The organism is Nitrospira sp. Vd2, assembly GCF_979581665.1.
Genome location: NZ_CEFZSK010000018.1, coordinates 1 through 23,965, shown reverse-complemented (window position 1 = coordinate 23,965; position 23,965 = coordinate 1). Strand labels below are relative to the sequence as shown.

Genomic DNA, 23,965 nt, shown 5'->3' with positions numbered 1-23,965 from the left:
TTCGATGGATTGTGACAGGCGGGCGAGCAAGAACGGAATCTGGGGGAAAACGGATCTTACATGGCGGAGCAATACGCTAATTCCACGTCACCTCCTCTTCATGGAGCAAGAAGTCGACGAGTTCGATCCCGTCGCGCAAGGCCACTTGGGCGTCTTCGGACATGGGGAGAATCGCACCGACCGGTCGTCCTGCCTCCATCTCATCGAGCGGCGGCATGCCCTCGGGATCGATTTTTTCGAACTCCGACCGGAAGCTGGCCATCGACACCTCCTCGGCGGCGACTCCTCTCGCCGCCTTCTGAAATCATCATACCACACGATGTCAAAGGCGAGGGAACGAGGTAAAGGCTGTAGGCGCGGAGGCCGATACCATTAGTGGAGGGCGGCCGGCGGCAGTGCGCCCAAGTACGGGAATCGCCCAACGCCAAGGAGCGCGCTGTCGGCGCGGAGCCGGAAATCATCACGCCCCGAATCGACAAACCGGGGCTCGACGGTCAAATCTGTTTCCCCTTTGAGCTGAGGCGCCGGGATCGGCGGAGATCCAGTGAACGCATAGTTCTGCTCACTATTATCAAGCGCGTTGTACGAGAGCATCGGACGACTCGTCGGAGCGATCAGTACCCCGATCTTGTTCAAGCCGATGACATTGCCCGTCACCTCGCCTTCTGCTCGCTGGAGAAACGCAATGCCGCCTCCGTTTTTGACGATGGTATTGCTCACCACTAGTGCCTTGGCGGAATCGGTGATGACCACCGCCTCGAACAGATGGTGCACGATGACGTTCCGCTCCACCCGGACGGTCGATTTCCCCGCGACTGTCACCCCGTGATCGTTGTCGTGAATGACGTTGCCGCTCAATACCGCGTCTGAATCGGCGAACTGAATTCCGGTCGTTTCGCTTCCACCGATCCTCGAGTCCTCGATGCGAACGCGTTGGACCTGTTGTCCGAACACCATGCCGTGGATCGTCATGTCGTGCAGCACGATGTCGCGGCCGTTGAAGATCCCGACGGCCAGGCCGCCGCGTTCTTGAATCGTCATGCCGCTGATCTCGATGTTGGTCGCGCCGTACGGCCACTTCCCGATATGGAACGACCCCACTCGGTTGAGTCCGAGGATCTTCACCTGATCCACGCCATCGCCGATGAGGTGCAGGCCGTCCTTGCTGTGGATGGTCACGTCTTCCTGGTACTCCCCGGCCTTGATCCGAATCGTGTCTCCGCGACCCGCCGCATCCACGGCCTCTTGAATCGATCGATACTCCCCGCTGCCGTCGCGCGCGACGATGAGCGTGCGCGGCTCACGATCCGATGCGCCGCAAACGGAATTGGCGACACAATATGCAGTCGCAAGGCACACGATGACGGTTCTCGCGAGCTGAAGCATGCTGCGTGATACAGGCTGGATCGGAACGAAGTCAAGCCCGCGGTTGTCGTTGTGACGGGGGAAAGCCCGTGTTATCCTCGCGTGCATGATCCTCGTCGGCCTGACGGGCGGTGTCGCGACTGGCAAGAGCACCGTCGCTCGTCTTTTCAAAGAACACGGCGCCTCGCTCATCGACGCAGACCAACTCGCACGCGACGTCGTGCAGCCCGGCAAACCGGCCTGGCGCGACATCGTTCGGCGGTACGGCAAGGACGTCCTCCTTCCCGGAGGCGCGGTCGATCGCAAGCGCCTGGCCGCCATCGTCTTCGCAAAGCCAGATCGGCTCAAGGCCTTGAACCGCATCATCCATCCACGCGTCGCTCGCGAACAGGCACGGCGGACCCGGGCGATTCTCCGGACACGACCGGATGCCGTGGTGATCTACGATGTGCCCCTGTTGTTCGAGGCCGGCGTCGATGAGCGGGTTGATCGCATCGTCGTCGTGACGGCGGACCGCCTCACACAGCTCCGGCGCCTCGCGGAACGGAACGGCCTGAGTCACGCGGAAGCCGTGCAGCGCATTCGAAGCCAGATGCCGCTTCGAGAGAAGATTGCACGCGCGGATTATGTCATCGACGGCACACAGCCGATCCAGACCGTACGCCGGAACGTGAAACAGATCTATGCGGAGCTCGTCGAACTGGCAACAGGAACGCGCGGGAAGAGGGTTCGAGCAGACCTACTCGGCGATCGACAGGCCGGACATTTCGTCGGGGAACAGCAACGTCACCGCGCGCGGCGCCGTCGAGTCGCGATGCGCGATCGCGACGAGCGAGCAGACTTGCGGCTCGGCGTCGGGCGGGATCGAAAGCAGCGCGGGGAACTTGATCCACGGTGCGGTAATCTCGGCATGCTCAATGTAAAGCCGAAAGGCGATCAGCACGTCACGGACGCGCGAGCGGCATTCTTCCTCGCTCACCTGCCCGGCTGCCGTGATGCCATGATCCCATAACGGTTTGGTAATGCCGACGGAGAGCCGGAGGCCGATCTGCTCGGCAATCGACGACACGTCGACCAAAATCCCCGCCTCGATCGCCTCCTGACGGTTCAACATTCGACGCGCCGGCTCCTGATTCTCATTCGCCTCGCGAATCTCATCGAGATGGCCACTGGCGTCGCTCGCCGGCTCACCGGCAGATTGCGACGACATTACCGCCGTCGAAGGCTGCCCGTGCAGCGCGTTGACGATGCCTTGATAGACGCTCCGCGCGGCCGATGACCACGAAGGATCGACGGGCAAACCGCGAAACGCCGCTTCCGCGGCTTTCTTCTCGTCGTAGGTGAGTTCCCTGCCGGGCATGTTCAAAAGATAACGCCGCCGCCACCCTTGTCAAGCAGCCCCGACCGATCGTCTCACAACGGCCGCCGATGCAACGCTTCATTCTACTATGTTAGAGTGCCGGCATGCACAACGTGGTGATCATCGGCTCCGGACCGGCCGGACTGACGGCCGCCATTTACACGGGCAGAGCGAACTTGCGGCCCTTATTGATTGAGGGGACGCAGGCGGGCGGTCAACTGACCTTGACGACCGAGGTCGAAAACTACCCCGGATTTCAACATGCCATCCTCGGTCCGGACCTCATTCGCGACATGCGGGCACAAGCGACGCGGTTCGGAACCCAATTTCTCTCCGGCGACATCACGGCCGTCGATCTCACCAGCAAGCCGCTGACGCTGACGCTGAATGGGGAGGAGCACATCCCCACGAAGACACTGATCATCGCGACCGGCGCCTCCGCCCTGTGGTTGGGCGTGCCGGGTGAAAGCAAATTGATGGGCCACGGTGTGTCGAGCTGCGCCACGTGCGACGGCTTTTTCTTCAGAGGACAAGAATTGATCGTCGTCGGCGGCGGCGATACGGCCATGGAGGAGGCGATCTTCCTCACACGTTTTGCCTCGAAGGTCTCGGTCGTCCACCGCCGTGACAAGCTGCGGGCCTCTAAGATCATGCAGGACCGCGCGTTCAAGCACGAGAAAATCCATTTCATCTGGAATTCGGTGGTCGATGAAATTCTCGGCGACCAGAACGTCACCGCCGTCCGACTGCGCAACGTCGTGACCGGCGAAGTGTCGGAAGTCAAATGTGCCGGGGTCTTCGTCGCGATCGGGCACCGGCCGAACACTCACCTCTTTGCCGGCCAGCTCCATATGGATGCGCAGGGCTACATCTTGACCAAACACGGAATGGCGACGAACGTTCCGGGCGTCTTCGCCGCCGGCGATGTTCAGGACGCCCGCTATCGGCAAGCCATTACCGCCGCCGGGTCCGGCTGCATGGCGGCCATGGATGCGGAACGGTATTTGGAAGGGCTGGAGGCGGAGTAAAAGGTTCGAGGTTCTGAAAAAGGACCATTCTTCAACTTCGAACCTCGAACCTAGACTTCGAACGTCTTTTCGACTATGCGTTGCGCGATCGTTCACTATCATGAACTGGCGCTGAAGGGACGGAACCGGCCGTTCTTTGAGCAGCGGTTGGTGCGGCAGCTGCGGCTGGCGCTGCGCGATGTCGGTGGCAAGCAGGTGGACGTGCTCCAAGGCCGCATTCGCGTCAACCTTGCGCCCGACGCCTCGTGGCCGGCTGTGCGCGATCGTTTGGGTCGCGTGTTCGGCGTGGCGAACTTTGCGCTAAGTGAATCGGTCCCATTTGGCGACGATCCCGCCCATCGCCTCGATGCATTGAAGCAAGCGGTGGCGGATGCCGTTCGCGCCCAGACCTTCGCGACATTCCGAGTCTCGACGAAGCGTTCCGACAAGCGCCTGCCGATGACCAGTATGGACATCGACCGCGAGATCGGCGCGCATGTCTGCGCCATCACCGGGCGGAAGGTGAAGCTGCGCGATCCAGAGCTGACCATTGCAATCGAAGCCTTGCACAAAGAGGCCTATCTCTCATTCGAGCACGAACCGGGACCGGGCGGGCTCCCCATTGGTGCGAGCGGAAAGGTCGCCTGCCTGCTCTCAGGCGGTATTGATTCACCGGTCGCGGCATACCGGATGATGAAGCGCGGCTGCAAGGTCGTGTTCGTGCACTTCCACGGCCGGCCGTACGTCTCGCGCGCATCGGAGGAAAAAGTTCGTGAGCTCGTCGAGCTCCTCACGGCGTACCAACTGCACGCCCGGCTCTATCTCGTGCCGTTCGGCGATCTCCAGCGGCAGATCGTCCTCGCCGCCCCCGCGGCGTATCGCGTCGTCCTCTACCGCCGGATGATGATCAGGATCGCCGAGGAGATCGCGCGTCGGGAGCGGTGCTGGGCGCTCGTGACCGGTGACAGCTTGGGGCAGGTGGCCTCGCAGACGCCGCAGAACCTCAGCGTGGTGGAGGAGGCGGCGGGCCTGCCGGTTCTCCGGCCGCTCATCGGCATGGATAAGGTAGAAATTACCGAGCAGGCGAACCGGATTGGGTCGTTTGAGACCTCCATCGAACCGGACCAGGATTGCTGCCGGCTCTTCGTGCCGCCGCACCCGACTACCCGTGCCGACCTCGACCATGTGCGAAGGATCGAGCGGACGTTCGACGTCGGGGCGCTCATCAAGCAGGGCCTCGAGCAGCTCGAGCTGGCCGAGTACGTCTTTCCGCCGAAACGGTAAGCCCTCAGCGTCCCCCCTTGCCATCCCTGGTACCGGGCTGCCGCGCGAGCGCCTGGACGTCGACCCGCCTCATCGTCCGCCAGGACCGCCATGGATCGATCCCCGCTTCCAGCCGTGACATCATCGTCATCATCGTGAAATCCTCCAGCTCGGCGCCTTCTTGAAGCTCCTTCCACGTCACCGGAGCGGAAACGGTTGCCCGCTGGCCTGGTCTCGCCGAATACGGCGCTGCCACGGTCTTGGCCCGCATATTCTGCAGACAATCGAGATAGACGCGCCTCCCCCGATCCCGGATCGCGCGCGCCACCGTCGCCTGCTCAGGATCATCCCGCGCAATCCGCGTCGCAAAGACCTCGCAGACGATTCGCGCGTTCTCATAGTCGGTCCCTTCGGCCAGCGGAATATACACATGCAATCCCGAGAGACCGGACGTCTTCACGAGATGCGGCACTCGCGCCTCGTCAAGCAAGTCATGGAGACGGCAGGCGATCGTTCGCACGGTCTTGTAAGGCACACCGGGCATGGGATCGAGGTCGATCACGGCAAGGTCCGGCTGATCCGAAGACTGCACATGCGAGAGCCATGGATCCATCGAAATCACGTGGTGCTCGACCATGTAGAGGAGCGTCGCCAGCGAGCCGCCCACGAATCGCCGTTCGAATGCCTTGTCTTTTCCCTCGAAGACCTCCACGCACGCCGGGTGGCGTCGCCCATTTCACCCGCTGATGAAATCGGCTCGGCCGGTCCAATCCCTTGGGAAACGGACGCCAGGACAGCGGTCGATCCTGAAGAAACGGGAGCAGGCGGGGCGCCACGTGAATGTAGTAGCGCATGAGATCGCCTTTTATGAGTCCTATTGCCGGCCATATCATCCGATCGAGCTGATCGACGGTGAACTGCGGACCACGCAGTTGAAGGATGCCCAATGTGGCCCGATCCTCGCGCCGATCGATTTGATCGAGCAGCACATCCCGCTCGGGATCGCCGGGGGGCCCACGGAGCAAATGCGAGGATGATTCATCGGGCCGGGCCGGTGTGGACGAAGGCCGGGCGATGCCGCCTGAAGGGTGAGGGGCTGTTCGCGCCGCACGGTAGTTCGCGCTATGTCAACCCGCTCGCCGTGGCTCTCGCAGTATCCGCCGGCCGTCCAGTTCTGAAACTTGACGACCACGACATCATTAGGCGAGCGCGGCGGCCACCGGGACTTGGCCGGTTCGCGAAAGAGCGGTCTTGGATTTCCAACGATCGCTACCGCGGATGCATCGGGTCCAGACTCATGGCGCTCGCCCCACAGGTCCGGCGAGTCCAACCGCTTGACGATGAGCCCTCCCCCAACGGCCGGTGTGCGTCAAAGGCGAATCCGTCCGTCACCAATGACGGCGTCACGGGACGCAGCACATGCACGCGTACAAGGCTGTTAGGCGGCTCGTCGTTTCGACTTCCGCCCGGAACTTTTCGACCGAGGTGACCGCGATCGAGCCGAGGTCGTCGGCGTCTTCTTTCGCCGCGGCTTGGCCTTCTCGGCTTTCGGTTGCGCGTCGAGCGCGGCTTCTACCGTCCGTTTTTCCGTCTGCAGCCGCCGGCCCAAATCGATCAAATCGAGCTTGCCGGTTCGCGCGCGCGCGAAAATTTCCGCTTCCTCCTCCTTGATGTGGTGCCGTACGCTTTCCGCCAACACCCGCAGTTTGGCGGAAAATCGTTCGTCTTCGGGCGTCATCTTCGTCAACTCACGGATCAGGAGTCTGGCAAGATGGTGTTCTTCGCGCGACTCGTCGAGCTTGCTGCCCGCATCCGGAGAATCTTCGCGCACCGCGGGATAGAACACCTTTTCCTCGGCCGCCGCATGCACCTCCAGCTCCTTCAAGATCTGCTGAGCAATCATGCCCTGCTCGCCGATCCCCTCCGCCGCCTCGAAGTCTCGGAATAGTTGTTTGACGGTCTCATGATCCTTTCTGAGGAGATCGACGACCGTCGGCTCGTTGGATCCCTCTGTTGAAAATAGCGCCATGCAGTCCTCCCTTCAGTTCCTGCTGTTTATGATAGCGGCACACAGGGACGCCGACTGTCATCTCCGCCGGTGAGCGAGTGTCCGACGAACGCCGCATCATCCCATCGTGTCGCGATAAGGCTCCGACGATTGGGCGGGGGCTGGAGCGGTCGGTGCCGTCATGGCCGGCTGAGCCGAGAGCGGCGTCGCAATGTGCTCAAGAGAGCGTCGTTCAGCATTGACGCCGAAGAGCAGCGCGACGACCGAGCCGACCATCATGAACGCCGAGCCGACGAGGTCGCCGACGAAGACGCTGTGGGCCGAGGTTTGGATCAACAGGCCGAAGAGCCACGGGGCCGTCACAGCGGCACCTTGCGCGATCACGAAGAACACGGCAATCGCCATCGCGCGAATCTCCATCGGGAACACCTCGCTCACCGTCAGATACGCCGCGCTCGCGCCGGCAGAGGCGAAGAAGAAGATCGCCGACCAGGCGAGGGTTTGGGTCGTCGAGGTCAGCATCCCTTCGGAAAAGAGATAGCCGGTCAGCGCAAGCAGGAGCCCCGAGAAGCCGTAGGTGAAGGCGATCATCGGCTTTCGCCCGACGGTGTCGAAGAGTCGGCCGAGGAGCAGCGGCCCAAAGAAGTTCCCGACTGCAAACGGCAGCACGTATAACCCGATGCGATGCGAGGGCACGCCATAGAACTTCGTGAGCACCAGGGCATAGGTAAAGAAGATGGCGTTGTAGAGAAACGACTGAGTCACCATCAAGGTGACCCCGAGCAACGTGCGTGTCGGGTACTTCCGCAACAGTTCGCGGGCCACCGTCCCGAACGTGGCATGTGCGGCCCTATGAATCGTGAGGCTGCCGCGCGGCTCGGGCAATGTCCTGCCTTCTCGCCCCGCGATCTCGTGTTCGATGGAGGCCACCACGGCCTCGGCCTCCTGAACGCGCCCGTGCGTCATCAACCAACGCGGGCTTTCCGGAACGATCCGGCGGATCAAGAGGATCGAGATGCCGAGCACGCCCCCCAACGCGAAGCAGAGTCGCCACCCCACCGTCTCGGCGATGAACTGCGGATTCAACAAGGGGATCGTCAACAGCGCCCCCATCGCCGTGCCCATCCACCAGCTGCCGTTGATCGCCAAATCCACATGACCGCGGACGCGTGCGGGGATCAGCTCGTCGATGGCCGAATTGATCGCCGCATATTCGCCGCCGATACCGGCGCCGGCCAGCAGACGCCAAAACAGGAAACTCCATAGGTCCCACGACAACGCCGTGAGCACCGTTGCGCCGAGATAGAGGAGGAGCGTGATCATGAACCATCGCTTTCGCCCCTGACGGTCGGTGAGATAGGAGAACACGATGGCGCCGATGACCGTGCCGGCGAGATAGGCGGAGGCGGTGAGCCCGACTTCGGATTCGGTAAGATTGAGCGTCGTCGGATGGGTCAGGACGGCGCCGAGGGCGCCGACGATCGTGACCTCCAGGCCATCGAGGATCCAGGTGATCCCCAAGGCGGCAACGATGAGCCAATGCCAGCGTGACCACGGAAGGCGATCGAGCCGCTGCGGAATGTTCGTACGAATGGGCGCATCCGGCGTCGCCGTGTCGCTGTTCCTCGAGGTCATCGGGAGGTTTTGACTCTCATGTACCTGCCAAACAAGGCACCCGGCGTGCGTGAGCAAACCCTGCCGCGATCGCGAACATCGTGTTCGTACGACGTCCCTGTTCCGAAATTCTGGATGACCCGGTGGGCGTCCGGCTATCGGCTCGGACCGCTGAAAGATGTAGGGACTGCGCCTGAAGAAGTGCGGCCGCTGGGAGGTCGCATCGGAGAGACGGCGTGAATGCGGGAAGCTGCACGCTCACGCGCCGCGAGCACTCGCGCCTCGAGCTCGGCCTGGTGCTTCTGTAAGACCTGCTCGCGATACTGAAGACGTCGCTTGATCAGTTCAAGCGCCTGTTGCGACAACACGCAGCTTTGGGTTGCCGCCCATTTCGCCTTTTCGAAGGACGCGCGCTGAAGTTGATCCACCTCGCGGAACCGGTCCTCGACGGCTCGCAGCAAGCCTTGAAGGCGCTGGACGCTCTGTTCGGCGCTCGCGAGCCGTTGCCGGAGGCGATATGTCATGAGTGCGGCTCGGACACTGTGGAGCAGGTCAACCCGATCGATCGGCTTCCACACAATGTCAAACGCACCATCGTTGACCGCCTGCTCGGCTGACGTCCGTTCGCCGACTGGGGCCAATCCGATCACCGGTGTTTCCGGTGCGCAGCGCGCGGCTTCACGGAGCAAGGCCGATCCGGCATCCGCCATCGAAAGATCGGCGAGCACGAGGCTAGTGGGACACTCCCGGAGGCGGTCCAATGCGGACGCGGTGGAGCGATGCGTTTCGGCGTGCACGTACGGTAGCTGCAGGCTGACGGTCTCCGGCAGTAGGCGCACCAGCACCGGATCTTCCGCCGCCACGATCATGCGTTCCCGCACTCGCATCAAATTGTATTGTACTTTTGCGTAGACGAGAAAAAGAGAGGCCGTAGTCGGTGCCGATTGTCAGCGGATGTCTTAAGCTCTTCCCCTGTACTCCTTCGATCGAGTCTGCGATCTGCTACCCGTCTATATAGCTGTCTATCAATCCCTCGGCCCTTCCCTCGACACGATGGCCTGGAACTGGCGCGGCTCATCGAGTACCATGCCGCCATCATGAAGCAGGTCCTCACTCGGTACGGTGCCACTCGCCTTTCCTCGCGGATCTTGCCCACTCCCGCCGCCTATGTCCTCGTCGGTATGGCGGCCGTCGGCAAAACCACATACGGTCGCCGACTGGCGGCGGAACTGGCACTGCCGTTCATCGATACGGACGCGTTGTTATGTGAAACGGTCGGGTGTTCGCTGGAAGACTTACTTGCAAAGCAGGGACCGGAATCGTTCTGCGATCTGGAAGAGTCGACCGTGCTGTCGGTTCAATCCAAGCCCGCCGTCATCGCCACCGGAGGTTCGATCATCTATCGCCCGCGCGCCATTGCGCACCTGCAACGCTTCGGCATCGTGCTTTGGCTGGATGCGCCAACCTCGGACATTATCGAACGGCACCGCCAGCGAGAACCGCGGGGGCTCATCTGGCTCCCCGCCGATCTGCCGTCGATGGAAGCGTTGATCGAATATCGCGCCGCCCTCTACCGGCAGGCGGCGGACTACCATCTCATGCTGACACGGCCCGATTAGCGCGAGCCGAGGCGGTGTCGGGAACCGCCGAGGCGGCACGAAATGGCCGCTCCCACAGTCCGATGCCGCCGATCAAGCCGTTCAAGTTCGAGACGAGCGTGACGTTGGCCGGCAGTTCAGCCACGTCGACATGGCGGCTGTTGCCCCCGCCGATATAGAGCCGATCGAAATGAAACATCGCCTCGAGCTTGGCGATCGCTTTCTTCAGGCGTTTGTTCCACTTCTTCTTCCCGACCTTTTGTAATTCGGCATCGGAGAGTTTACGCCGTCCCACTTCGACGTTGGGCACGAGGCGCCCATCCACGAACAGCGCGGAGCCGACCCCCGTTCCGACCGTGAGGACCAATTCGACGCCGACGCCTGAAATCGCCCCGAAGCCTTGGATGTCCGCATCGTTCGCGACTCGGACCGGCCGGTTCAAGCGAGCTTCGAGCACGCTGGCGATGTTGAAGTCCTTCCACTCCTCGGCAAGATTCGGTGCTTCCTTCACGATGCCCTCGTGCACCACACCCGGGAATCCAACCGACACCCGATCGAACTCGCCCTGCTCCTGTGCCAACGCCGTCACGGCGTCGAGCACCGCTCCCGGCATCCCGTTGCCCGGTGTCTTGATCCGCTGGCGCTCGGAAATCGGATCGCCCTTTTCGTTCAGCATGACGGCCTTGATCCCGGTCGCCCCAATATCGATCGCCAATGTCCGGACCGGGCGCGGGTGTGGCGCCTCGGTCTTCCGCGCGACGGCCGCGCTTGCTTCCATGCCACGCTCCTTCATCGAAGGTTGAGAAGTCTGAGGGATTGTAGAGCAGACCCTCGGCGCCTGTCTGCCGCCTATGTCCCTACGCTGACCACCTTAGCCCGCGAGGGCAGCGAAGAAGAACAGCCGGAGTTCCCGACCCGCGAGAGTGTCAACGAGAACTGCTATCGTTGTTGTACCTAGGACTAGGATGCGCTCTGATACAGACATCCCTTTGATCACGCGGGAATCGGATCGAGACTTTACTCGCCAAGGAGGCGGCGCGGGGGCGAATGGTGACGGCATCCTTGACAGCTCGCGCACCTTCCGCTGAGGTGCGCGACTAGTTTCAATGCCTTAGCTGTTGGCATGGCCACTGCTTTTCCCTTACGCCATGGAAAGGAGGGAAGGCATGATCATGATGATGAACCATCGCGGGACTCTGACCCTTGGTGTGGTGGGCAGTGTGGTGTTGACAACAGCGGTCGCCATGGGAGCGCCGTTTCAAGTCAATCCCGGCGCGCTCTCACCACCGGCGCCGCAATCGTCGTTTACCGCCGAAATCATCGACTTTAGCTATCACGCGACGCTCAATCAGCAGACGACGGGTGGGGCAGCGACCTGCACCGTCGCGAATCCGTGCAATTTTCAGGAGACCGGCACCGCCTCGTTCAGCAATTTCAAAACCGGTTTCACGACACCCGTCATCAACAGCGGCCTGAACACGACCCCGGGGTACACGCTCACCGGTACGTTCAGCGGGAACGGGACGGTCGTCCCTCTGGATACTACGGGACTGGACGCGACGTTCACGAATTTCAATATGCAGTTGTTCGCCAACGGACAATTGGTCGGTCAATCAGCCGGACTGATCGACGGCCAGGCTCACTTCTTCGGGCCCGATCTGGCGAAGGGCGATTTTCACGTCCGCGTGAACTTCAATCAGGTCGGCGGGTTCTTCACCGGGCCGTTCGTATTGGGACTCAACCAAGCCGACTTCAACGGCAACAACACGAACGCGAGCGGCATGACGCGGGGCACGATTACGGGAGCCCAGATCGAAGGATCGGGAAATTTCTTTCCCTCGGTCACCCCGGTCCCTGAACCGGCGACCCTGCTCCTCCTGGGATCCGGCCTCATCGGTGTGAGCGTCTTGGTGCGCCGCGGCGCCAGACGATAGAAACTTGATCACAGCGGCTGCCGATGTAGCATTGGCAGCCGCTGTGATCTCTGCCATGCGCACGCACCGTTATCTGCTCGCCGCGCAAAAAGAGCCGGCCCATCACTCCGATACATCGTTCCTTTGGTCGGGAAGCCCACCCTACTCCCGCAACCGGGAAGCAAATGTAGGAGAATAATGGACAGGCCGTTACGTCGTTCGTCGTCGCTGGAAAATTTGACAGCAGCTTCAGCGGCAAGATCCATCCACCCGCTGATTTTGTGAGTCTTTGCCTCAGGACTCCTGGGCGAGAGTCGTGAGCGCTGCTAGCGGAAAACTTGACACCGCTGCCTGATGGAGCTGGCGAAGTCTTGATGGTTCAATGGGAAGCAAGGATGGCAATGAAATTGCCCTTGGTGATTTCCATTATTCAACATCGCCGGGGCTTTCATGTCCTGCCCCTTTCGATTCGCGATCATCCTCCTCCTGGCCTTGAGCCTCGGCTCGGCCGAAGACGGAGTCACCGGCGAACATGACAGCTTCTGGACGGTGATCCTGTCCGATCCCGCCCTTCCCGCCCCGACGCTCATGTTGTCGTTGTTCAGCTACCGAGGCGCGGCCGGCCTTCAGCTCGCCACAGTCACGCGAAGTCCCATGCCGGGCGCTACGGGCTTCAACATCGGCCTCGGCTATGACGACATGGTGTTCCGCTTTCAGAACCTTCTGGACGGCTCTCGCGTCCCGCCGACGATCACGGAGCGATGGTTTCTGCTCCATACCGGATGCGACCAGCGCTTCCAGTTCACCGTGCAAATCACGTGGTAAGGACGGCGGAGTGACAATGGCAGGCGTGCAGCAGACGGCCGCGGGCATCGACGGAAACGCCGATACCCGCGACTTTCAGAGTCACCGGGACGACGTTGGCGCCCCGTGTGGATGATCGTGCCGAGGACGGGCGTGATGACCGGAAGGCGCCCCCGGCCTCGGACCCGCCCCTCTCGATCTCGAAGATCTCCTCGAGGGATGGCTCGGTCGCACGTCTCGCCGAACGTTGAGATGATGGGAGGCCACCGGCTCCCGGCTGCCTTTGGCCAACGGCACACGGGATCCCAATAACTTTTCGATGGCGTGAAGCTGTCCGTGGTCTTCTGCCGTGACGAAACTCGTCGCGCGCCCCATGGCCTTCATGCGCCCGGTTCGTCCGATGCGATGCACATAGTCCTCTGCGCAATTCGGCATATCATAGTTGATCACGTGCCCAATGTTCGCCACATCGATCCCACGCGCTGCGATATCCGTCGCCACGAGGACGCGAAACGTTCCGCGCTTGAACCCGTCCAGCGCGCGCCGTCTTTGGGAGAGAGACAGATTTCCATGAAGCACCGTAGCCTTGTGCCCGGCCTTGATCAGCACCTCGCCCACCCGGTCGGCCCGATGCTTCGTGCGGGTAAAGACCAGGACCGTCTCTCGATCCTGTCCTAAGAGCGACAGCAGAAGATCGGTCTTCTCGTGGTGGTTCGTATGGTGCACCCCTTGCGCAATGCCGTCCGCCGTCGTCGCGGGCGGCGCGACCATCACGTGGACGGGATTCTTAAGATTGGTTTGCGCGAGGCGGGTCAAATCGTTCGGCATTGTCGCGGAGAACAACAATGTTTGTCGCTCTTCGGGCAAGGCGTCCAGAATCTGGTTGATCTGGGCTGCAAACCCCATGTCGAGCATGCGGTCGGCTTCATCGAGCACCAGGATCTGAATGGCGGCGACGTTGATCGTCCCGTTCCACATGTGATCGAGCAGCCGGCCCGGTGTGGCGACGAGAATATCCGGGCGCTGCCGGAGCCCACGCACTTGCGCTTGCATATCGGCCCCTCCGACAATCGTCGTCGCGGACATGCGCGTCTGGGACGTCAACTTGTCGATCGTCTCCTGAACCTGCATGGCGAGTTCACGCGTCGGCACGAGAATCAAGCCATGCGGGTGCCCCTTGGGGAGAAGGGCCAAGCGCTCGATCATCGGGATGACGAAGGCGGCTGTCTTCCCCGTCCCCGTCTGCGCGCATCCGATGACGTCGCGTCCCGCCGCACCGTAGGGGATGGCTTGCGCCTGAATCGACGTGGGCTGAAAAAATCCGGCCTTGGTGAGATTCCGCAACAGGGATTCGGATAAACCAAGGGCGTGAAAATCGTTGATGGCAGTCGTCTGCACAGTACTATCCTTTCAGTTTGATCGCATTGTCACGGGATCAGAGAACCGAGGGGAGACAGAATCAGGAGGGAGTCCGCTCCGAACTGGACCTGGTCGCGATGCGATCGCGAGGTCCGCTTTGATTCACGATCATCATCGTCGGACCGTTCCGATGTGATCCGCTACACCATACAGGGCAACGGGGCGAGAGTCAAGGGCTAGGAAGCGACCATTGTCAGGCATGTCGCGCTCAGTCGATAAGTTCGACCTTCTTCCCCATCGACTTTGCGCGCTTCAGACAAGCCGCATCGGTTGCGGCACAGCGCATCGTATCGCCCAGTTCCTCTTCGTCGACGAGCTCGACCTTCTTGCGCAGCTCCTTCGCGCGCTTCAAGCAGTCGCCATCGGTCGCGACGCACTTCATCGTGTCTGCCGAGGCGGCGGTATCCACGACAACGACGTTCTTCCCCTGTTCCTTCGCGCGCCGCATACACTCCTGATCAGTGGCGACACATTTGACGGCATCTTCGGTCTTGTTGATCGCCTTGTCGATCGTTTGATCGATGTGCTGATCGACCCGGTCCTGCGCTTTGCGCTTGGCGCTCTCCGTTGCACGGTCCATCAGCCGGTCGAAGAGTCCATCACCGGCCTCGACCGCCGGCACAGCAAGACCGGCACTGATCAGGACCACAGCCACGAGCATTCGAGACAACATGCTGCCTCCTTCGGTTACAAATGAGAGCGGTCGCACTCAGACCGCGCTATTCTAGGCCGACCAGGCGAGCCAGGCAACTATGGCGCGCCGCCTCCCACCTAAGTATCAGAATTGGAAAGACCGGCCTCGTGAGGAATCGCGGTAAAGGCGTAACGACTCGGAATGAAGAGATTCACGCCATAGAGAGGGAGGGCAGCGTAACGGACATGGGCCACCCATCATGATGGGGTAAAGAGGAGACAGTGACCGACTTTCCCTCCTAGACCACAAGCGGACGCCGACCGATCTGCTTACTCAGCGTCTGCGGGTTGGGCTCCAACTCCCTCGGCCTCCTCGGCCCGGCGCTTTGGACTGAAGAATTCGAAAAGCTGATCCTCTTCCTGTAGCAGCCTCGACCACCGCGCGATCTCGCGCAATTCCGCCCGGGCGCGGGCATAGTATCGAGTTCTCATCCTACACCTCGCTCATTTCAAGGCGTGGTTGAGATAATCACGGCCTGTTCGAAGTCAAGTCTAGGTATGCGACACCGAATCAGCCAGAAATACACGTATTCTCTTTAAAGCGAGCTTATTGCGTGGGCTCTGGATCGCCCCCGCTCATCCTTTCTGCTCGATGACGGCTCCCGTCTTCTTGCCTTCGACGCTGTCCGCATAGGCTCAAGACGCCGCTCGTGAGGGTGAACGACCCGCCATCGCGCATGACGTGAAGCCCCGTGCGGACGAGGTTGACTTGACCCATCACAGTTTGTTCGACAGCCCGAGCGCATAGTCGGCATCGGTCAACTCATCAAAAGGTTTGAACACCGCCGCACCGGCGGTTGAGACGACGGCATTGATCGGTCCCATGGCTTCGAACAGCTTCTTGATGGACCCGACGGATGCGAGATCGACCTGATAGTCGCCGCTCGTGTGCCCGACACGGACGACCTCATGGCGCCCCGACAACTGCTTCACCACTTCTTTGCCGATCGTCCCTGTCGCCCCGATGACCACAACCCTCATGACACACTCCTTGCTTCGTCACGCGCGTCCCGCGCCGCCCTCAGGCCATCGTGAGCACGACGCGAAACCGCGCTTTCCCGCTCAACATACGCTCGTAGCCGGCAGCCGCCTGCTCCAACGGAAATGTCTCGATCATCGGCCTGATTCCCGTCAATGCGCAAAAGTTGAGCGTGTCTTCGGAGTCGCGGGCGGTGCCGGACGGCCAGCCGTGGATTCCCGATCGGTTGCCGATGAGCTGACTCGGCATGACGGTGATGGGATCGGCTGACGCCCCGACGACGATCAGTCGGCCGTTCACTCCCAGTCTGCCGATGAGATCAGACATCGCACGGCCACTCGGCGCTGTCGCGAGAACCGCCGCCGCCCCGCCCAGCTTGCTCAACTCCTCGGCCGCATTCACCTTCGCCGTATCCAGATAGCGGTGCGCCCCGAGCTGCCTCGTCAAGCTTTCCTTGTCCTGCCCCCGACCGACGGCGACCGTGTAGTAACCCATCTTGCTGGCGAACTGAATGCCGAGATGGCCGAGCCCGCCAAGACCTTGAACTGCAACGACCGACGCCGGCAGTGCGCCGCTATGTCGAAGGCTGTTAAATGTCGTGATGCCGGCACAGAGCAGCGGGGCCGCCTCCGCGGGCGCCAACGAGTCGGGAATTCTCGCGAGCGCATCCGCTCGCGCAAGCATATACTGCGCGTAGCCTCCATCATCGTGGAATCCGGTGATCCGCAAATTTGCGCACGTGATAAAATCGCCGCGACGACAGGACGAGCAATAGCCGCAGTGACGTCCGTGCCACCCCACCCCCACGCGATCCCCTTTTTTCCACATCGGCACGGCGGGCCCGATCTCGTCGATCACACCAGCCACCTCGTGACCCATGATCCGCGGATACTGAAGGCCGGGCCACTGACCTTCTTTCACGAACACATCGCTGTGGCAAATGCCGCAGGCCTGAACTTTGATCCGCACCTCCCCTGTTCCCGGCACCGGCACCTCTCGCGCCACCACCTCAAACGCAGCACCGGGCCTGGATACCTGGACACCCTTCATCTGTCCCATATTTCACGTCCCTGTCCTGTATGGGGACGGCTCGTCACTGACAGCCGCTTTGTCCCCATCGGAACATCTGGTTGTTCATGCCGGTCGACACGATGGCCTGACACTGGGCCTGCCAGGTGCCTCCCGCGCCATTGCCGGTCACCGCCGCCGTCCACGTTCCGGTTCGCAAGTTGCCCACCATCTGCCCGTATCCACAGCGCGCGGTGTACAGATTGGAGGCGGCATCGTGCAGCCAGGTAATAGCGGGATCGGCGGTCACCGTATTGCTGTACGGAGTGGCGGTACCCGTCGTCCCCGTCAATGTGATCGGCATCAGCGTCCATGTCAACGTGGCTTGGCAAAAGCCTGGCGGGGCCGTCGTCGTTTGGAACGGGCCGAGGTCATGATTCGCGGTGAGGAAGAGCTGACCGGTTGTCGGAGGCGGCGGCTGCCCACCGGTTCCCCCGCCGCCGACCACCACATTGGTGGCCGCCGGGTTGTACGTCACCGTGATCGTTTGGCTCATCGCATGAAAATTCGTTGCCGAGGCCGTCAGAATCACGGGCGTGCTGAGCGTGACGACCATCGGCTGCCCCCCCGACCCTCCAGCGCCATCCGTGCCGACGATGCTCAGAAGATTCGGTACTTGACCACTTGCGTCGGGAGCGGCCGTTGTGGTCGCCATATACAGCGTTTCTCCCGCCTGCTTGACCGTGATGGTGAACTGCTGCGCACCGCCGGGATTCTTCGCGCTGCCGCTGAACTGAACCTTCGCGCCTTCCGTGACGCTGACCGATGTCGTCATTCCGACATTCTCTTTGCCCGGCTCGACATCACCGCTGTAGCCCTGCGGTTGCTGCACGACAAACGCATTGATCGTGATGTTCGGCGCCGTATCTTGCCCCGCCGGTGGAATCGTCACGGCTTGCGAACATCCGGCCATCGCAACGAGCAACACGAGCGAGAATCGCGACACACGTCCTCCTTGGCTTCTCAAAGCTCCTCAACGATCGTCTTCCATATATGGAGGTCTGCCCCGAAGAACAAGTCGGGACGACGGCAGGGCTGTGTCAGAAGCCGAATTCTATTTCTTGGATTCCAGCGGGTGCTCGTTTGGTTGCGACGAGCTATCCGGCGGAAGCTCGTTCGTGGAGATTCGGCGCAACGCGGCGCGAGCGGTGCAGATCCCTGCTGACGTGTCGACGACATGCTCGATGATGCGCACATCGCGCAGGACTTCGCGGACCTCTTCTTCTTGGATCAGCTCGATGTCTTGTTCGGCGGGCTTGCCGCTTCGCTCGCGCAGCCGATCGACCATCCGCTCCGTGATCGAGACGCGGATCTGCTTTGCCACATCGGCACGCGCGGCGAGCTCCGCCACACGCTGACACACGATCGATCCTTTGGAGAGATCGCCTCGGCCGACCCCAATGATGTAGTGGTCGTCGGAGGAGTCGACGCCCGCAGCGGCAACAAAAGCATCGATGACAATGCAGACGAGGAACAACGAGACAAGCGTCACCGTCGTTCGCCATCGCATGTTCATCGTCGACCTCCGCCGCGTCCGCCTCCACTGAATCCGCGGGGCGCCATGCGGGGGGCGCTGTGGTGAGGGACGACGGTGTGAGGCACATAGGGCTGCCGCGATACGGACGGTGGCCCTGGCGCCGATCCATGCGGCGTCGGGAGACGGTGTGGGCCGCGGAAGGTGGAGAGCGGCGGGGTCGGCACAACACGGGGCGGCGGAGCCGGTGAAGCCCTCATGAAGCTCGGCGCGGGGGCAGAGGCAACGGCGCGCGGGGCGGTGGCGGCCGGCGCCGCGACGGGCAGCACCCGTTGCAGCACGACGAGATGCGGGTTCGCGGGGTAGAGCATCCACGCCTGCCCCCACAACCCCTGCACGTACGGCCACGGTACCGCCGGCCCATATGCGACGCTCGTCCACGCGCGGGTGAGCATCTCGTCAGACTGCACGCGATTTAAGAGTTCCTCTCGTTCGAGGCTCGCGAAGTGCGCCTGTTCCGGAGTCGTCGCGGCCGCGAGCTTCTGGTTCGCCTCCCCCAACTGCTGCTGCAACTGCTCCACCTCCGCTTGCAGCAAGGTCACCTGTTGCCGCGCCTCATCGTTCTGCCGCAAGGCGTGCGCGGCCTGCATGACCTCATCGGGATCGAGCTGCGCCGTGATCTCGGCATGAAACACGATCGCCTCGCCTTCCAGCCGGGTGGTGACGGATTGCTGCGTCACGACGACCACGCCGGCCGTATAGGACCGAATCTCATCGCGCGTCAGGTCGAGTCCATGCGCCACCGTCACGCTTTCGACATACGTCGCGACCTGCTCGAGCGCGTGTCGTTTGGCCGCCTCCACCGCGAGTCGCATCGCCTCTTCCTTGGTATCGCGATCGCCCATGCGGTACTCGCCATCCGCAGTCACGAGCTGCGGCGTCGCGCGAGCGACAGGAAGAGACGTGATGAACGTGAGCATGAAGCAGAACGCCAACGCACGGATGGCACGAACAGGGAGGGAGGAACAGGGAGCGGACCCGCGCTGTGGCATCGAACGCCTCCAGCTTCTTGCTATTCATATCATTCGACGCGGCTGAACACAAATGCGTAGCAGGAGGCCGTGGCAAGCATTCCTCTCCTGTCAGGTAATCTGACTTGCATGGTGCGGGGCTTGCATGAAGCCCGCTCTCTCAGCAACCCGCATCTCCTTGGCTCAAGACCACCATTCGATTGCTGAATTCCACCATGTCAGCGGTGCTTCGTCGAGACAAGACAGCATCACTACCTCTCTCGCCGAACGCATCGCTGTCGCGTCATCACCAATGTGTCTTGTCTTTCGATCGTTTCCGACGAATGAGAAGCCGCTCACTCCAAGCGAGTTCGACAATAGCCGTGAATCACGCGGGGCACGGAATTTTCATCATTTGAAAACGGTACGGTTTGTTCACTGGTTGATCAGGAGGGACACATGGGACCAACGAAGGCGGTTGTGAAGGGAGATGCACTGTACGATGCGCGGACCGGGAAGTTGATCCAGGCGGGGCTCCCGACACGCGAAGCACAGGCGGACTATGCCCGGCGTCATTACCTGGTGTTGCCCGAGATCGACAAGGCGGGTCGGCCGTGGGAACTCAATGGCGAGGCCGTCTACTGCTTGCGCGGGTCACGGTATGAGACGCTGCATGACCACCAACCGCACCTCGCGCGCTGTCCCGACTGTGGCGGCATGGGGGTCCGGACGGAGGAGGTGACCGTCGAACGCGATTGTATTCGCTGCCTGGCGTGCGGCCATGAGTTTGATGCTAGGCTCGAAATGATGGAGAGTTAGCGGGGAGGATCATGATGCAGGCCAAGATCAAGAGCCGACTGGCTCGTGGGCTGTTTCTTGAACGGGACATCGAACGATTTCGACAGCAGCTCGCCTCGCTCCAGTCGTTTCTGTCCAGGCGAAGCGCAGGGGCGGCCGCGTCGCTGAGTGACTTCGATCTGGGCACGGAAGAGCTGATCAGCGACGTCTTTGGAGAGACATCGGAATTATTGGAGGCCTATCAATACGCCAAGCTCGCTGAAGCCGCGAGCTTGGTGAATCTTCCCGAAGAGGCCCAGGAGTACGGGGCGCACGATGTGGAACGGGAAAGCCTGCAGCAGCGCAAACGGGTCCTCGACAGCTGTATCTCGGAACTCGAAGCGCTGCAGGCGTTCAAAGGCCGTCGTCAGCCACGCGTCGCCGACTACATGTCGACCGACCTTCGCCATGTCGCGCTCGATGCGACCCTCAAGGAAGCGGCGACGCTGCTGAAGAGCTGGAAAGTTGGGTCGCTGCTCGTCGCGAACGGATCGCACTACGTCGGCATCATCACGGATACCGATTTATCCCGCAAAGCGGTGGCGCAAGGCTGGGACCCTTCGTCGACGACCGTGAATCGATGCATGACCAAACCGGTCATGACGATCGAGGGCAGCGAGCCGATCACGACCGCGATCGGGCTCATGAAGGACCACGCGATTCGTCATTTGGGCGTCACGAAAGACGAGATGGTCATCGGCATTCTCTCGGTCTCCGACGTCGTTCGCTATTACTCTGAGACGATCCCGACGCTTCGTCTGCTCGCCGGGCTAACGGCAACAGACGATCGCTCGGCCATGTGATGGAGTCCAGAAAAGCACCAGATTGACAGGGATGCTCTAGCGGGACTAGGGTGAGAACACTGATCGTCATCGGTTCATGAAGAGCAGAGGCGATTCGTCGTTGCTTCCTCTTCTGAGCCATCACAGGAGGAGGTCCGGATGCATGACCTGACTCCACCACGTCACAATGGCCCGCTCGCCGGCGGGTGGGTTCCCGTTCAATAGCCTCGTTGGTCACCCTCAGCAGCAAGGCTGCACGCCATCGGCAAAAATGAGGGGTGCGTTCGAGGTTCACGAAGTGGGAATGCCGGTACTCCCATAACCGGGTGCCGCACACCGCACGATCGGGCTGAACAACCAAAGATTCTCAGCACGTGGAGCACGGGGTACCTTCTCGGTAGCCCGTGCTCGATCCTTGCAGTCGCCCTTTGGATGGCGAGTTCTCTCACCATCTCCCGAGGAGCTTGTGACACGGATTTTGGTCGCGGTTGACGGGTCCGAGCATTCACAGCGAGCCGTGAAATACGTCGGCTCACTGCTGCGTGAAGCCCGCGACGTACAAGTGACGTTGTTCCATGTGCTTAAACCGCTCCCCCGCGAACTGCTGGAGCATGGGGGGTCGGAGAATCCAAAGGTCGAAGAGACCTTGGGCAGGCAGTTGCGAGCCGAACAGGAAGAGTGGATCCGGGCTGAGACCGCGGTTGAATATCCAATCCTGCTTCAGGCGCTGGAAACGCTCGGGAAGGTCGGCTTTCCGCTTGACCGGGTCACATTGAAGTTCGGCCACGAAGAGGACGTGGTCCAGAACATCATCGATGAAGCGCGCAGCGGCGGCTATGGGACGATCGTGGTGAGCCGGCATAGCACATCGGGGCTCAAACGGATACTGGGCGGCGACGTCACCGACCAACTCTTGCATGAGGCCAAAGGGGTGACGGTATGGATCGTGAATTAACGAGGGATCGAAGAGGGCCGCTTCATTGAGTGATACGTTGGACCGTCTCCACTCCGCAGTCGGAAACGAAGCCGCACCTCGGGTACCGGCGCCATCCGGGAGCGACCGCCGGCGGGCAGAGATTCGGGACATCGTGTTGAGCTCTTACCTGAACTTCCTCGTTTCCAAAGAACTGTCCGAATGGCTCGGAGATCTCGGGTTGCCCTTCACGGGCAGCATCGAGGAGAAGGTTGCGCGTATTCGTCACAACCGGCACCGCATCACCCTGCCTGCCGAAAGTCTTCATCGGCAAACACTGTTTTATCTGACCGAGTACAGCCACGAAACGCTCCAAGAACTGTGCCTCGAGCTGGGGCTGGCACCTGACGGTGACCACGACATGCTTTTCAAGCGTCTCTACTGTGAGGTCGGGAAACGTGAAGGCTGGCTCCAGCCGCTTTCCATCGAGGCGCGGGCTTTCCTACACGACATGCTGCCGGTCATCAAACCGTTCGACCTGGCACTGTGGGAAGATGTGTCTGATACGCTAGCCAATGAAGTGTTTTCGATCTCAGGTCCTCCGGCGTATGGCCGGGTCTTTATTATCGTCCTCCTGCCCTATCTACTTCGAGAAGCGCACGGTGCCATGCTCGAAGACGAGCTGCGCACGAGAGCGAACAATTTAGTGTAATTCTAGGGAGCAGGCCTGCTCCACGCGCCCCCAAAAGGCAGCTCTCCCGCGGACCGATCGCCCTCCGGATTGATCTTCTTTCTCGCCCGATCGTTTCACGTTGACTGCAGATGCAAGCAAAAGGCTGGTCTGAGCCCAGGCTACTAAGCAGGTGTCAATTTCTTTAACACTCGACGAGGATGTAAAGACCTATTTCTCCATGGTGTTTCAACTCTTTTGATGTCCCATCATCCTCCTTTCCCAAGGTGTCGGCTATCTTTACAAATTGGCCAGGCGATCAGAAGGCCAACTACCGATACTATCTAGATATTTTAACTGGCATTGAATCTGCTGGTTTAAGGCACGAACAAAGCCATTGTTTCTGTACATCAACGTCTTGATCGAAAGGAGACACGTAATGAGGCAGGTAGTTGCATTGGCCTTTGCGCTGTTGCTTATGGGAGGCACAGCACACGCGAACACCATCAGCGGGAGCTTGTGGCACGTGCCTGAGGCGATCTCACAGAACGCTATCCCGGCGAACGTGCCGGGGACAACGCCGGACGTGACCTTCTCAGTCAATTCGCCATTCAACTTTAACGGAACCAGCACGACGGTCGGGGCCTGGCTTGCGAGCAGTGCCGCGTTCAGCATCGTGGAGAATACGCCCGGCACGCTGGCCTCGCTCATGGACAACGGCACCTATGGGACTCTGCTCAATTTCACCGGCTTCGTCTCCGTGACGAACGGCCAGACGTTTACCGTGACCCATGATGATGGACTGACGCTGATCATCGGTGGCGTGAACCTTGGGTTTAGCCCGGGGCCCACTTCGCCCACGACAACGACCCTGACGTATACCGGCCCAACGGGGAATTTCCCCTTTCAGTTGGTGTATGGAGAGTGCTGCGGGGGTCCGGCCGTCCTTCAGATTAGCCTTCCACTGAGCGACACTCCTGCCGTTCCCGAGCCGAGCACGTGGCTGCTCTTGGGGTCCGGCTTGGCGGGTCTGGCAGCCTGGAGAAAGTTGCGCACGAAATAAGACGACGACGGAATCGTTTCGACACTGGGGCGGCGGTCGGCAAGGACGACCGCCGCCTTTTTTGTTACTACCGCCTAGTGTCCTGTCTCTGAAGTGCGCTGACAAAATCGAGCCACGCTGGCCAG

Annotated in this window: 25 protein-coding genes and 2 pseudogenes; 11 read left to right on the top strand and 16 right to left on the bottom strand. The window is 61.2% G+C overall.

From position 1 onward, the window contains the following. Window positions 1–76 precede the first annotated feature (76 nt). Together AC1U7K_RS08840 and AC1U7K_RS08835 are read right to left on the bottom strand one after the other, a co-directional pair. Window positions 77–262 carry a hypothetical protein gene (locus AC1U7K_RS08840; protein ID WP_480250760.1) on the bottom strand — a complete coding sequence of 62 codons (186 nt, stop codon included), beginning with the start codon at window positions 260–262 and terminating at the stop codon, window positions 77–79. 110 nt (window positions 263–372) lie between these two features. Then, on the bottom strand, window positions 373–1,386 hold the full coding sequence (locus AC1U7K_RS08835) for a right-handed parallel beta-helix repeat-containing protein (protein ID WP_480250803.1): 1,014 nt from the start codon (window positions 1,384–1,386) through the stop codon (window positions 373–375). 85 nt (window positions 1,387–1,471) lie between these two features. Between AC1U7K_RS08835 and coaE the strand changes: the two are divergent. Beyond that, window positions 1,472–1,987: pseudogene (gene coaE / locus AC1U7K_RS08830) on the top strand (dephospho-CoA kinase); the annotation flags it as partial. A 117-nt stretch (window positions 1,988–2,104) separates the two neighbouring features. On the opposite strand, the gene AC1U7K_RS08825 reads toward coaE, so the two are convergent. Then, window positions 2,105–2,725, bottom strand: a complete 621-nt coding sequence (locus AC1U7K_RS08825) for a hypothetical protein (protein ID WP_480250805.1) — start codon at window positions 2,723–2,725, stop codon at window positions 2,105–2,107. A gap of 104 nt (window positions 2,726–2,829) precedes the next feature. On the opposite strand from AC1U7K_RS08825, the gene trxB reads away from it, so the two are divergent. Together trxB and thiI are read left to right on the top strand one after the other, a co-directional pair. Then, window positions 2,830–3,753, top strand: coding sequence for a thioredoxin-disulfide reductase (gene trxB / locus AC1U7K_RS08820; protein WP_480250759.1), 924 nt, complete (start codon window positions 2,830–2,832; stop codon window positions 3,751–3,753). A 75-nt stretch (window positions 3,754–3,828) separates the two neighbouring features. Continuing rightward, a complete protein-coding gene (thiI, locus tag AC1U7K_RS08815; RefSeq protein ID WP_480250758.1) occupies window positions 3,829–5,016 on the top strand; it encodes a tRNA uracil 4-sulfurtransferase ThiI in 1,188 nt (395 codons plus the stop codon). A 4-nt stretch (window positions 5,017–5,020) separates the two neighbouring features. Here thiI and ligD read toward each other — a convergent pair whose 3' ends face one another. The 5 genes and pseudogenes from ligD to AC1U7K_RS08790 form a co-directional block, all read right to left on the bottom strand. Then, on the bottom strand, window positions 5,021–5,707 hold the full coding sequence (gene ligD / locus AC1U7K_RS08810) for a non-homologous end-joining DNA ligase LigD (protein WP_480250757.1): 687 nt from the start codon (window positions 5,705–5,707) through the stop codon (window positions 5,021–5,023). Between the two features lie 58 nt (window positions 5,708–5,765). Continuing rightward, window positions 5,766–5,849, bottom strand: a pseudogene (locus AC1U7K_RS08805) (hypothetical protein); the annotation flags it as partial. A 584-nt stretch (window positions 5,850–6,433) separates the two neighbouring features. Beyond that, window positions 6,434–7,024, bottom strand: a complete 591-nt coding sequence (locus tag AC1U7K_RS08800; protein WP_480250755.1) for a hemerythrin domain-containing protein — start codon at window positions 7,022–7,024, stop codon at window positions 6,434–6,436. 96 nt (window positions 7,025–7,120) lie between these two features. Beyond that, window positions 7,121–8,638, bottom strand: coding sequence for an MFS transporter (locus tag AC1U7K_RS08795; RefSeq protein WP_480250754.1), 1,518 nt, complete (start codon window positions 8,636–8,638; stop codon window positions 7,121–7,123). A gap of 134 nt (window positions 8,639–8,772) precedes the next feature. Further along, complete coding sequence (locus AC1U7K_RS08790; RefSeq protein ID WP_480250753.1) at window positions 8,773–9,504, bottom strand: response regulator; 732 nt, start codon at window positions 9,502–9,504, stop codon at window positions 8,773–8,775. Between the two features lie 210 nt (window positions 9,505–9,714). Between AC1U7K_RS08790 and AC1U7K_RS08785 the strand changes: the two genes are divergently transcribed. Then, complete coding sequence (locus AC1U7K_RS08785) at window positions 9,715–10,236, top strand: shikimate kinase (RefSeq protein ID WP_480250751.1); 522 nt, start codon at window positions 9,715–9,717, stop codon at window positions 10,234–10,236. Here the strand turns inward: AC1U7K_RS08785 and AC1U7K_RS08780 are convergent. Next, complete coding sequence (locus AC1U7K_RS08780; protein ID WP_480250750.1) at window positions 10,214–10,993, bottom strand: ROK family protein; 780 nt, start codon at window positions 10,991–10,993, stop codon at window positions 10,214–10,216. The two genes, AC1U7K_RS08785 and AC1U7K_RS08780, sit on opposite strands and share 23 nt — an antisense overlap. A gap of 388 nt (window positions 10,994–11,381) precedes the next feature. Here AC1U7K_RS08780 and AC1U7K_RS08775 point away from each other — a divergent pair, with 388 nt between their 5' ends. Beyond that, window positions 11,382–12,149: a PEP-CTERM sorting domain-containing protein gene (locus AC1U7K_RS08775; protein WP_480250749.1), complete on the top strand. Its 768-nt coding sequence runs from the start codon at window positions 11,382–11,384 to the stop codon at window positions 12,147–12,149. Window positions 12,150–12,578: 429 nt separating this feature from the next. Further along, window positions 12,579–12,953 (top strand): hypothetical protein, encoded by a 375-nt coding sequence (locus AC1U7K_RS08770; RefSeq protein ID WP_480250748.1) that lies wholly within the window; start codon window positions 12,579–12,581, stop codon window positions 12,951–12,953. A gap of 81 nt (window positions 12,954–13,034) precedes the next feature. Here AC1U7K_RS08770 and AC1U7K_RS08765 read toward each other — a convergent pair whose 3' ends face one another. The 7 genes from AC1U7K_RS08765 to AC1U7K_RS08735 all read right to left on the bottom strand — a co-directional run bounded on the left by AC1U7K_RS08765 (window position 13,035) and on the right by AC1U7K_RS08735 (window position 19,617). Then, on the bottom strand, window positions 13,035–14,330 hold the full coding sequence (locus AC1U7K_RS08765) for a DEAD/DEAH box helicase (protein ID WP_480250747.1): 1,296 nt from the start codon (window positions 14,328–14,330) through the stop codon (window positions 13,035–13,037). Window positions 14,331–14,559: 229 nt separating this feature from the next. Next, the gene (locus tag AC1U7K_RS08760; protein WP_480250746.1) at window positions 14,560–15,024 is read right to left on the bottom strand and encodes a hypothetical protein; all 465 of its coding nucleotides are present in this window, start codon (window positions 15,022–15,024) and stop codon (window positions 14,560–14,562) included. A gap of 737 nt (window positions 15,025–15,761) precedes the next feature. After that, complete coding sequence (locus AC1U7K_RS08755) at window positions 15,762–16,025, bottom strand: NAD-dependent epimerase/dehydratase family protein (RefSeq protein ID WP_480250745.1); 264 nt, start codon at window positions 16,023–16,025, stop codon at window positions 15,762–15,764. Between the two features lie 40 nt (window positions 16,026–16,065). Beyond that, window positions 16,066–17,082 (bottom strand): alcohol dehydrogenase, encoded by a 1,017-nt coding sequence (locus tag AC1U7K_RS08750; RefSeq protein WP_480250744.1) that lies wholly within the window; start codon window positions 17,080–17,082, stop codon window positions 16,066–16,068. A gap of 34 nt (window positions 17,083–17,116) precedes the next feature. After that, window positions 17,117–18,037: a hypothetical protein gene (locus AC1U7K_RS08745; RefSeq protein ID WP_480250743.1), complete on the bottom strand. Its 921-nt coding sequence runs from the start codon at window positions 18,035–18,037 to the stop codon at window positions 17,117–17,119. Window positions 18,038–18,145: 108 nt separating this feature from the next. After that, window positions 18,146–18,607 carry a hypothetical protein gene (locus AC1U7K_RS08740; RefSeq protein WP_480250742.1) on the bottom strand — a complete coding sequence of 154 codons (462 nt, stop codon included), beginning with the start codon at window positions 18,605–18,607 and terminating at the stop codon, window positions 18,146–18,148. Then, window positions 18,604–19,617, bottom strand: coding sequence for a hypothetical protein (locus AC1U7K_RS08735; RefSeq protein WP_480250741.1), 1,014 nt, complete (start codon window positions 19,615–19,617; stop codon window positions 18,604–18,606). The genes AC1U7K_RS08740 and AC1U7K_RS08735 overlap by 4 nt, the downstream gene beginning before the upstream one ends. 417 nt (window positions 19,618–20,034) lie before the next feature. Here AC1U7K_RS08735 and AC1U7K_RS08730 point away from each other — a divergent pair, with 417 nt between their 5' ends. The 5 genes from AC1U7K_RS08730 (at window position 20,035) to AC1U7K_RS08710 (ending at window position 23,840) form a co-directional block, all read left to right on the top strand. Continuing rightward, window positions 20,035–20,394: a hypothetical protein gene (locus AC1U7K_RS08730; protein ID WP_480250740.1), complete on the top strand. Its 360-nt coding sequence runs from the start codon at window positions 20,035–20,037 to the stop codon at window positions 20,392–20,394. An 11-nt stretch (window positions 20,395–20,405) separates the two neighbouring features. Beyond that, the gene (locus AC1U7K_RS08725; protein WP_480250738.1) at window positions 20,406–21,215 is read left to right on the top strand and encodes a CBS domain-containing protein; all 810 of its coding nucleotides are present in this window, start codon (window positions 20,406–20,408) and stop codon (window positions 21,213–21,215) included. A gap of 445 nt (window positions 21,216–21,660) precedes the next feature. Continuing rightward, window positions 21,661–22,149 (top strand): universal stress protein, encoded by a 489-nt coding sequence (locus AC1U7K_RS08720; protein ID WP_480250737.1) that lies wholly within the window; start codon window positions 21,661–21,663, stop codon window positions 22,147–22,149. A gap of 37 nt (window positions 22,150–22,186) precedes the next feature. Then, window positions 22,187–22,819, top strand: coding sequence for a hypothetical protein (locus AC1U7K_RS08715; RefSeq protein ID WP_480250736.1), 633 nt, complete (start codon window positions 22,187–22,189; stop codon window positions 22,817–22,819). A gap of 397 nt (window positions 22,820–23,216) precedes the next feature. Further along, window positions 23,217–23,840, top strand: coding sequence for a PEP-CTERM sorting domain-containing protein (locus tag AC1U7K_RS08710; protein ID WP_480250734.1), 624 nt, complete (start codon window positions 23,217–23,219; stop codon window positions 23,838–23,840). Window positions 23,841–23,965: the final 125 nt, after the last annotated feature.

What these genes read in the sequence shown, in the direction of transcription:
- AC1U7K_RS08755 (WP_480250745.1), bottom strand. Translation starts at nt 16,025, where the DNA reads ATGAGGGTTGTGGTCATCGGGGCGACAGGGACGATCGGCAAAGAAGTG.
- AC1U7K_RS08825 (WP_480250805.1), bottom strand. Translation starts at nt 2,725, where the DNA reads ATGCCCGGCAGGGAACTCACCTACGACGAGAAGAAAGCCGCGGAAGCG.
- AC1U7K_RS08740 (WP_480250742.1), bottom strand. Translation starts at nt 18,607, where the DNA reads ATGAACATGCGATGGCGAACGACGGTGACGCTTGTCTCGTTGTTCCTC.
- AC1U7K_RS08735 (WP_480250741.1), bottom strand. Translation starts at nt 19,617, where the DNA reads ATGCCACAGCGCGGGTCCGCTCCCTGTTCCTCCCTCCCTGTTCGTGCC.
- AC1U7K_RS08795 (WP_480250754.1), bottom strand. Translation starts at nt 8,638, where the DNA reads ATGACCTCGAGGAACAGCGACACGGCGACGCCGGATGCGCCCATTCGT.
- AC1U7K_RS08775 (WP_480250749.1), top strand. Translation starts at nt 11,382, where the DNA reads ATGATCATGATGATGAACCATCGCGGGACTCTGACCCTTGGTGTGGTG.
- AC1U7K_RS08730 (WP_480250740.1), top strand. Translation starts at nt 20,035, where the DNA reads ATGGGACCAACGAAGGCGGTTGTGAAGGGAGATGCACTGTACGATGCG.
- AC1U7K_RS08800 (WP_480250755.1), bottom strand. Translation starts at nt 7,024, where the DNA reads ATGGCGCTATTTTCAACAGAGGGATCCAACGAGCCGACGGTCGTCGAT.
- AC1U7K_RS08840 (WP_480250760.1), bottom strand. Translation starts at nt 262, where the DNA reads ATGGCCAGCTTCCGGTCGGAGTTCGAAAAAATCGATCCCGAGGGCATG.
- AC1U7K_RS08710 (WP_480250734.1), top strand. Translation starts at nt 23,217, where the DNA reads ATGAGGCAGGTAGTTGCATTGGCCTTTGCGCTGTTGCTTATGGGAGGC.
- AC1U7K_RS08780 (WP_480250750.1), bottom strand. Translation starts at nt 10,993, where the DNA reads ATGGAAGCAAGCGCGGCCGTCGCGCGGAAGACCGAGGCGCCACACCCG.
- thiI (WP_480250758.1), top strand. Translation starts at nt 3,829, where the DNA reads ATGCGTTGCGCGATCGTTCACTATCATGAACTGGCGCTGAAGGGACGG.
- AC1U7K_RS08790 (WP_480250753.1), bottom strand. Translation starts at nt 9,504, where the DNA reads ATGCGAGTGCGGGAACGCATGATCGTGGCGGCGGAAGATCCGGTGCTG.
- AC1U7K_RS08835 (WP_480250803.1), bottom strand. Translation starts at nt 1,386, where the DNA reads ATGCTTCAGCTCGCGAGAACCGTCATCGTGTGCCTTGCGACTGCATAT.
- trxB (WP_480250759.1), top strand. Translation starts at nt 2,830, where the DNA reads ATGCACAACGTGGTGATCATCGGCTCCGGACCGGCCGGACTGACGGCC.
- AC1U7K_RS08725 (WP_480250738.1), top strand. Translation starts at nt 20,406, where the DNA reads ATGATGCAGGCCAAGATCAAGAGCCGACTGGCTCGTGGGCTGTTTCTT.
- AC1U7K_RS08750 (WP_480250744.1), bottom strand. Translation starts at nt 17,082, where the DNA reads ATGGGACAGATGAAGGGTGTCCAGGTATCCAGGCCCGGTGCTGCGTTT.
- AC1U7K_RS08760 (WP_480250746.1), bottom strand. Translation starts at nt 15,024, where the DNA reads ATGTTGTCTCGAATGCTCGTGGCTGTGGTCCTGATCAGTGCCGGTCTT.
- AC1U7K_RS08770 (WP_480250748.1), top strand. Translation starts at nt 12,579, where the DNA reads ATGTCCTGCCCCTTTCGATTCGCGATCATCCTCCTCCTGGCCTTGAGC.
- AC1U7K_RS08785 (WP_480250751.1), top strand. Translation starts at nt 9,715, where the DNA reads ATGAAGCAGGTCCTCACTCGGTACGGTGCCACTCGCCTTTCCTCGCGG.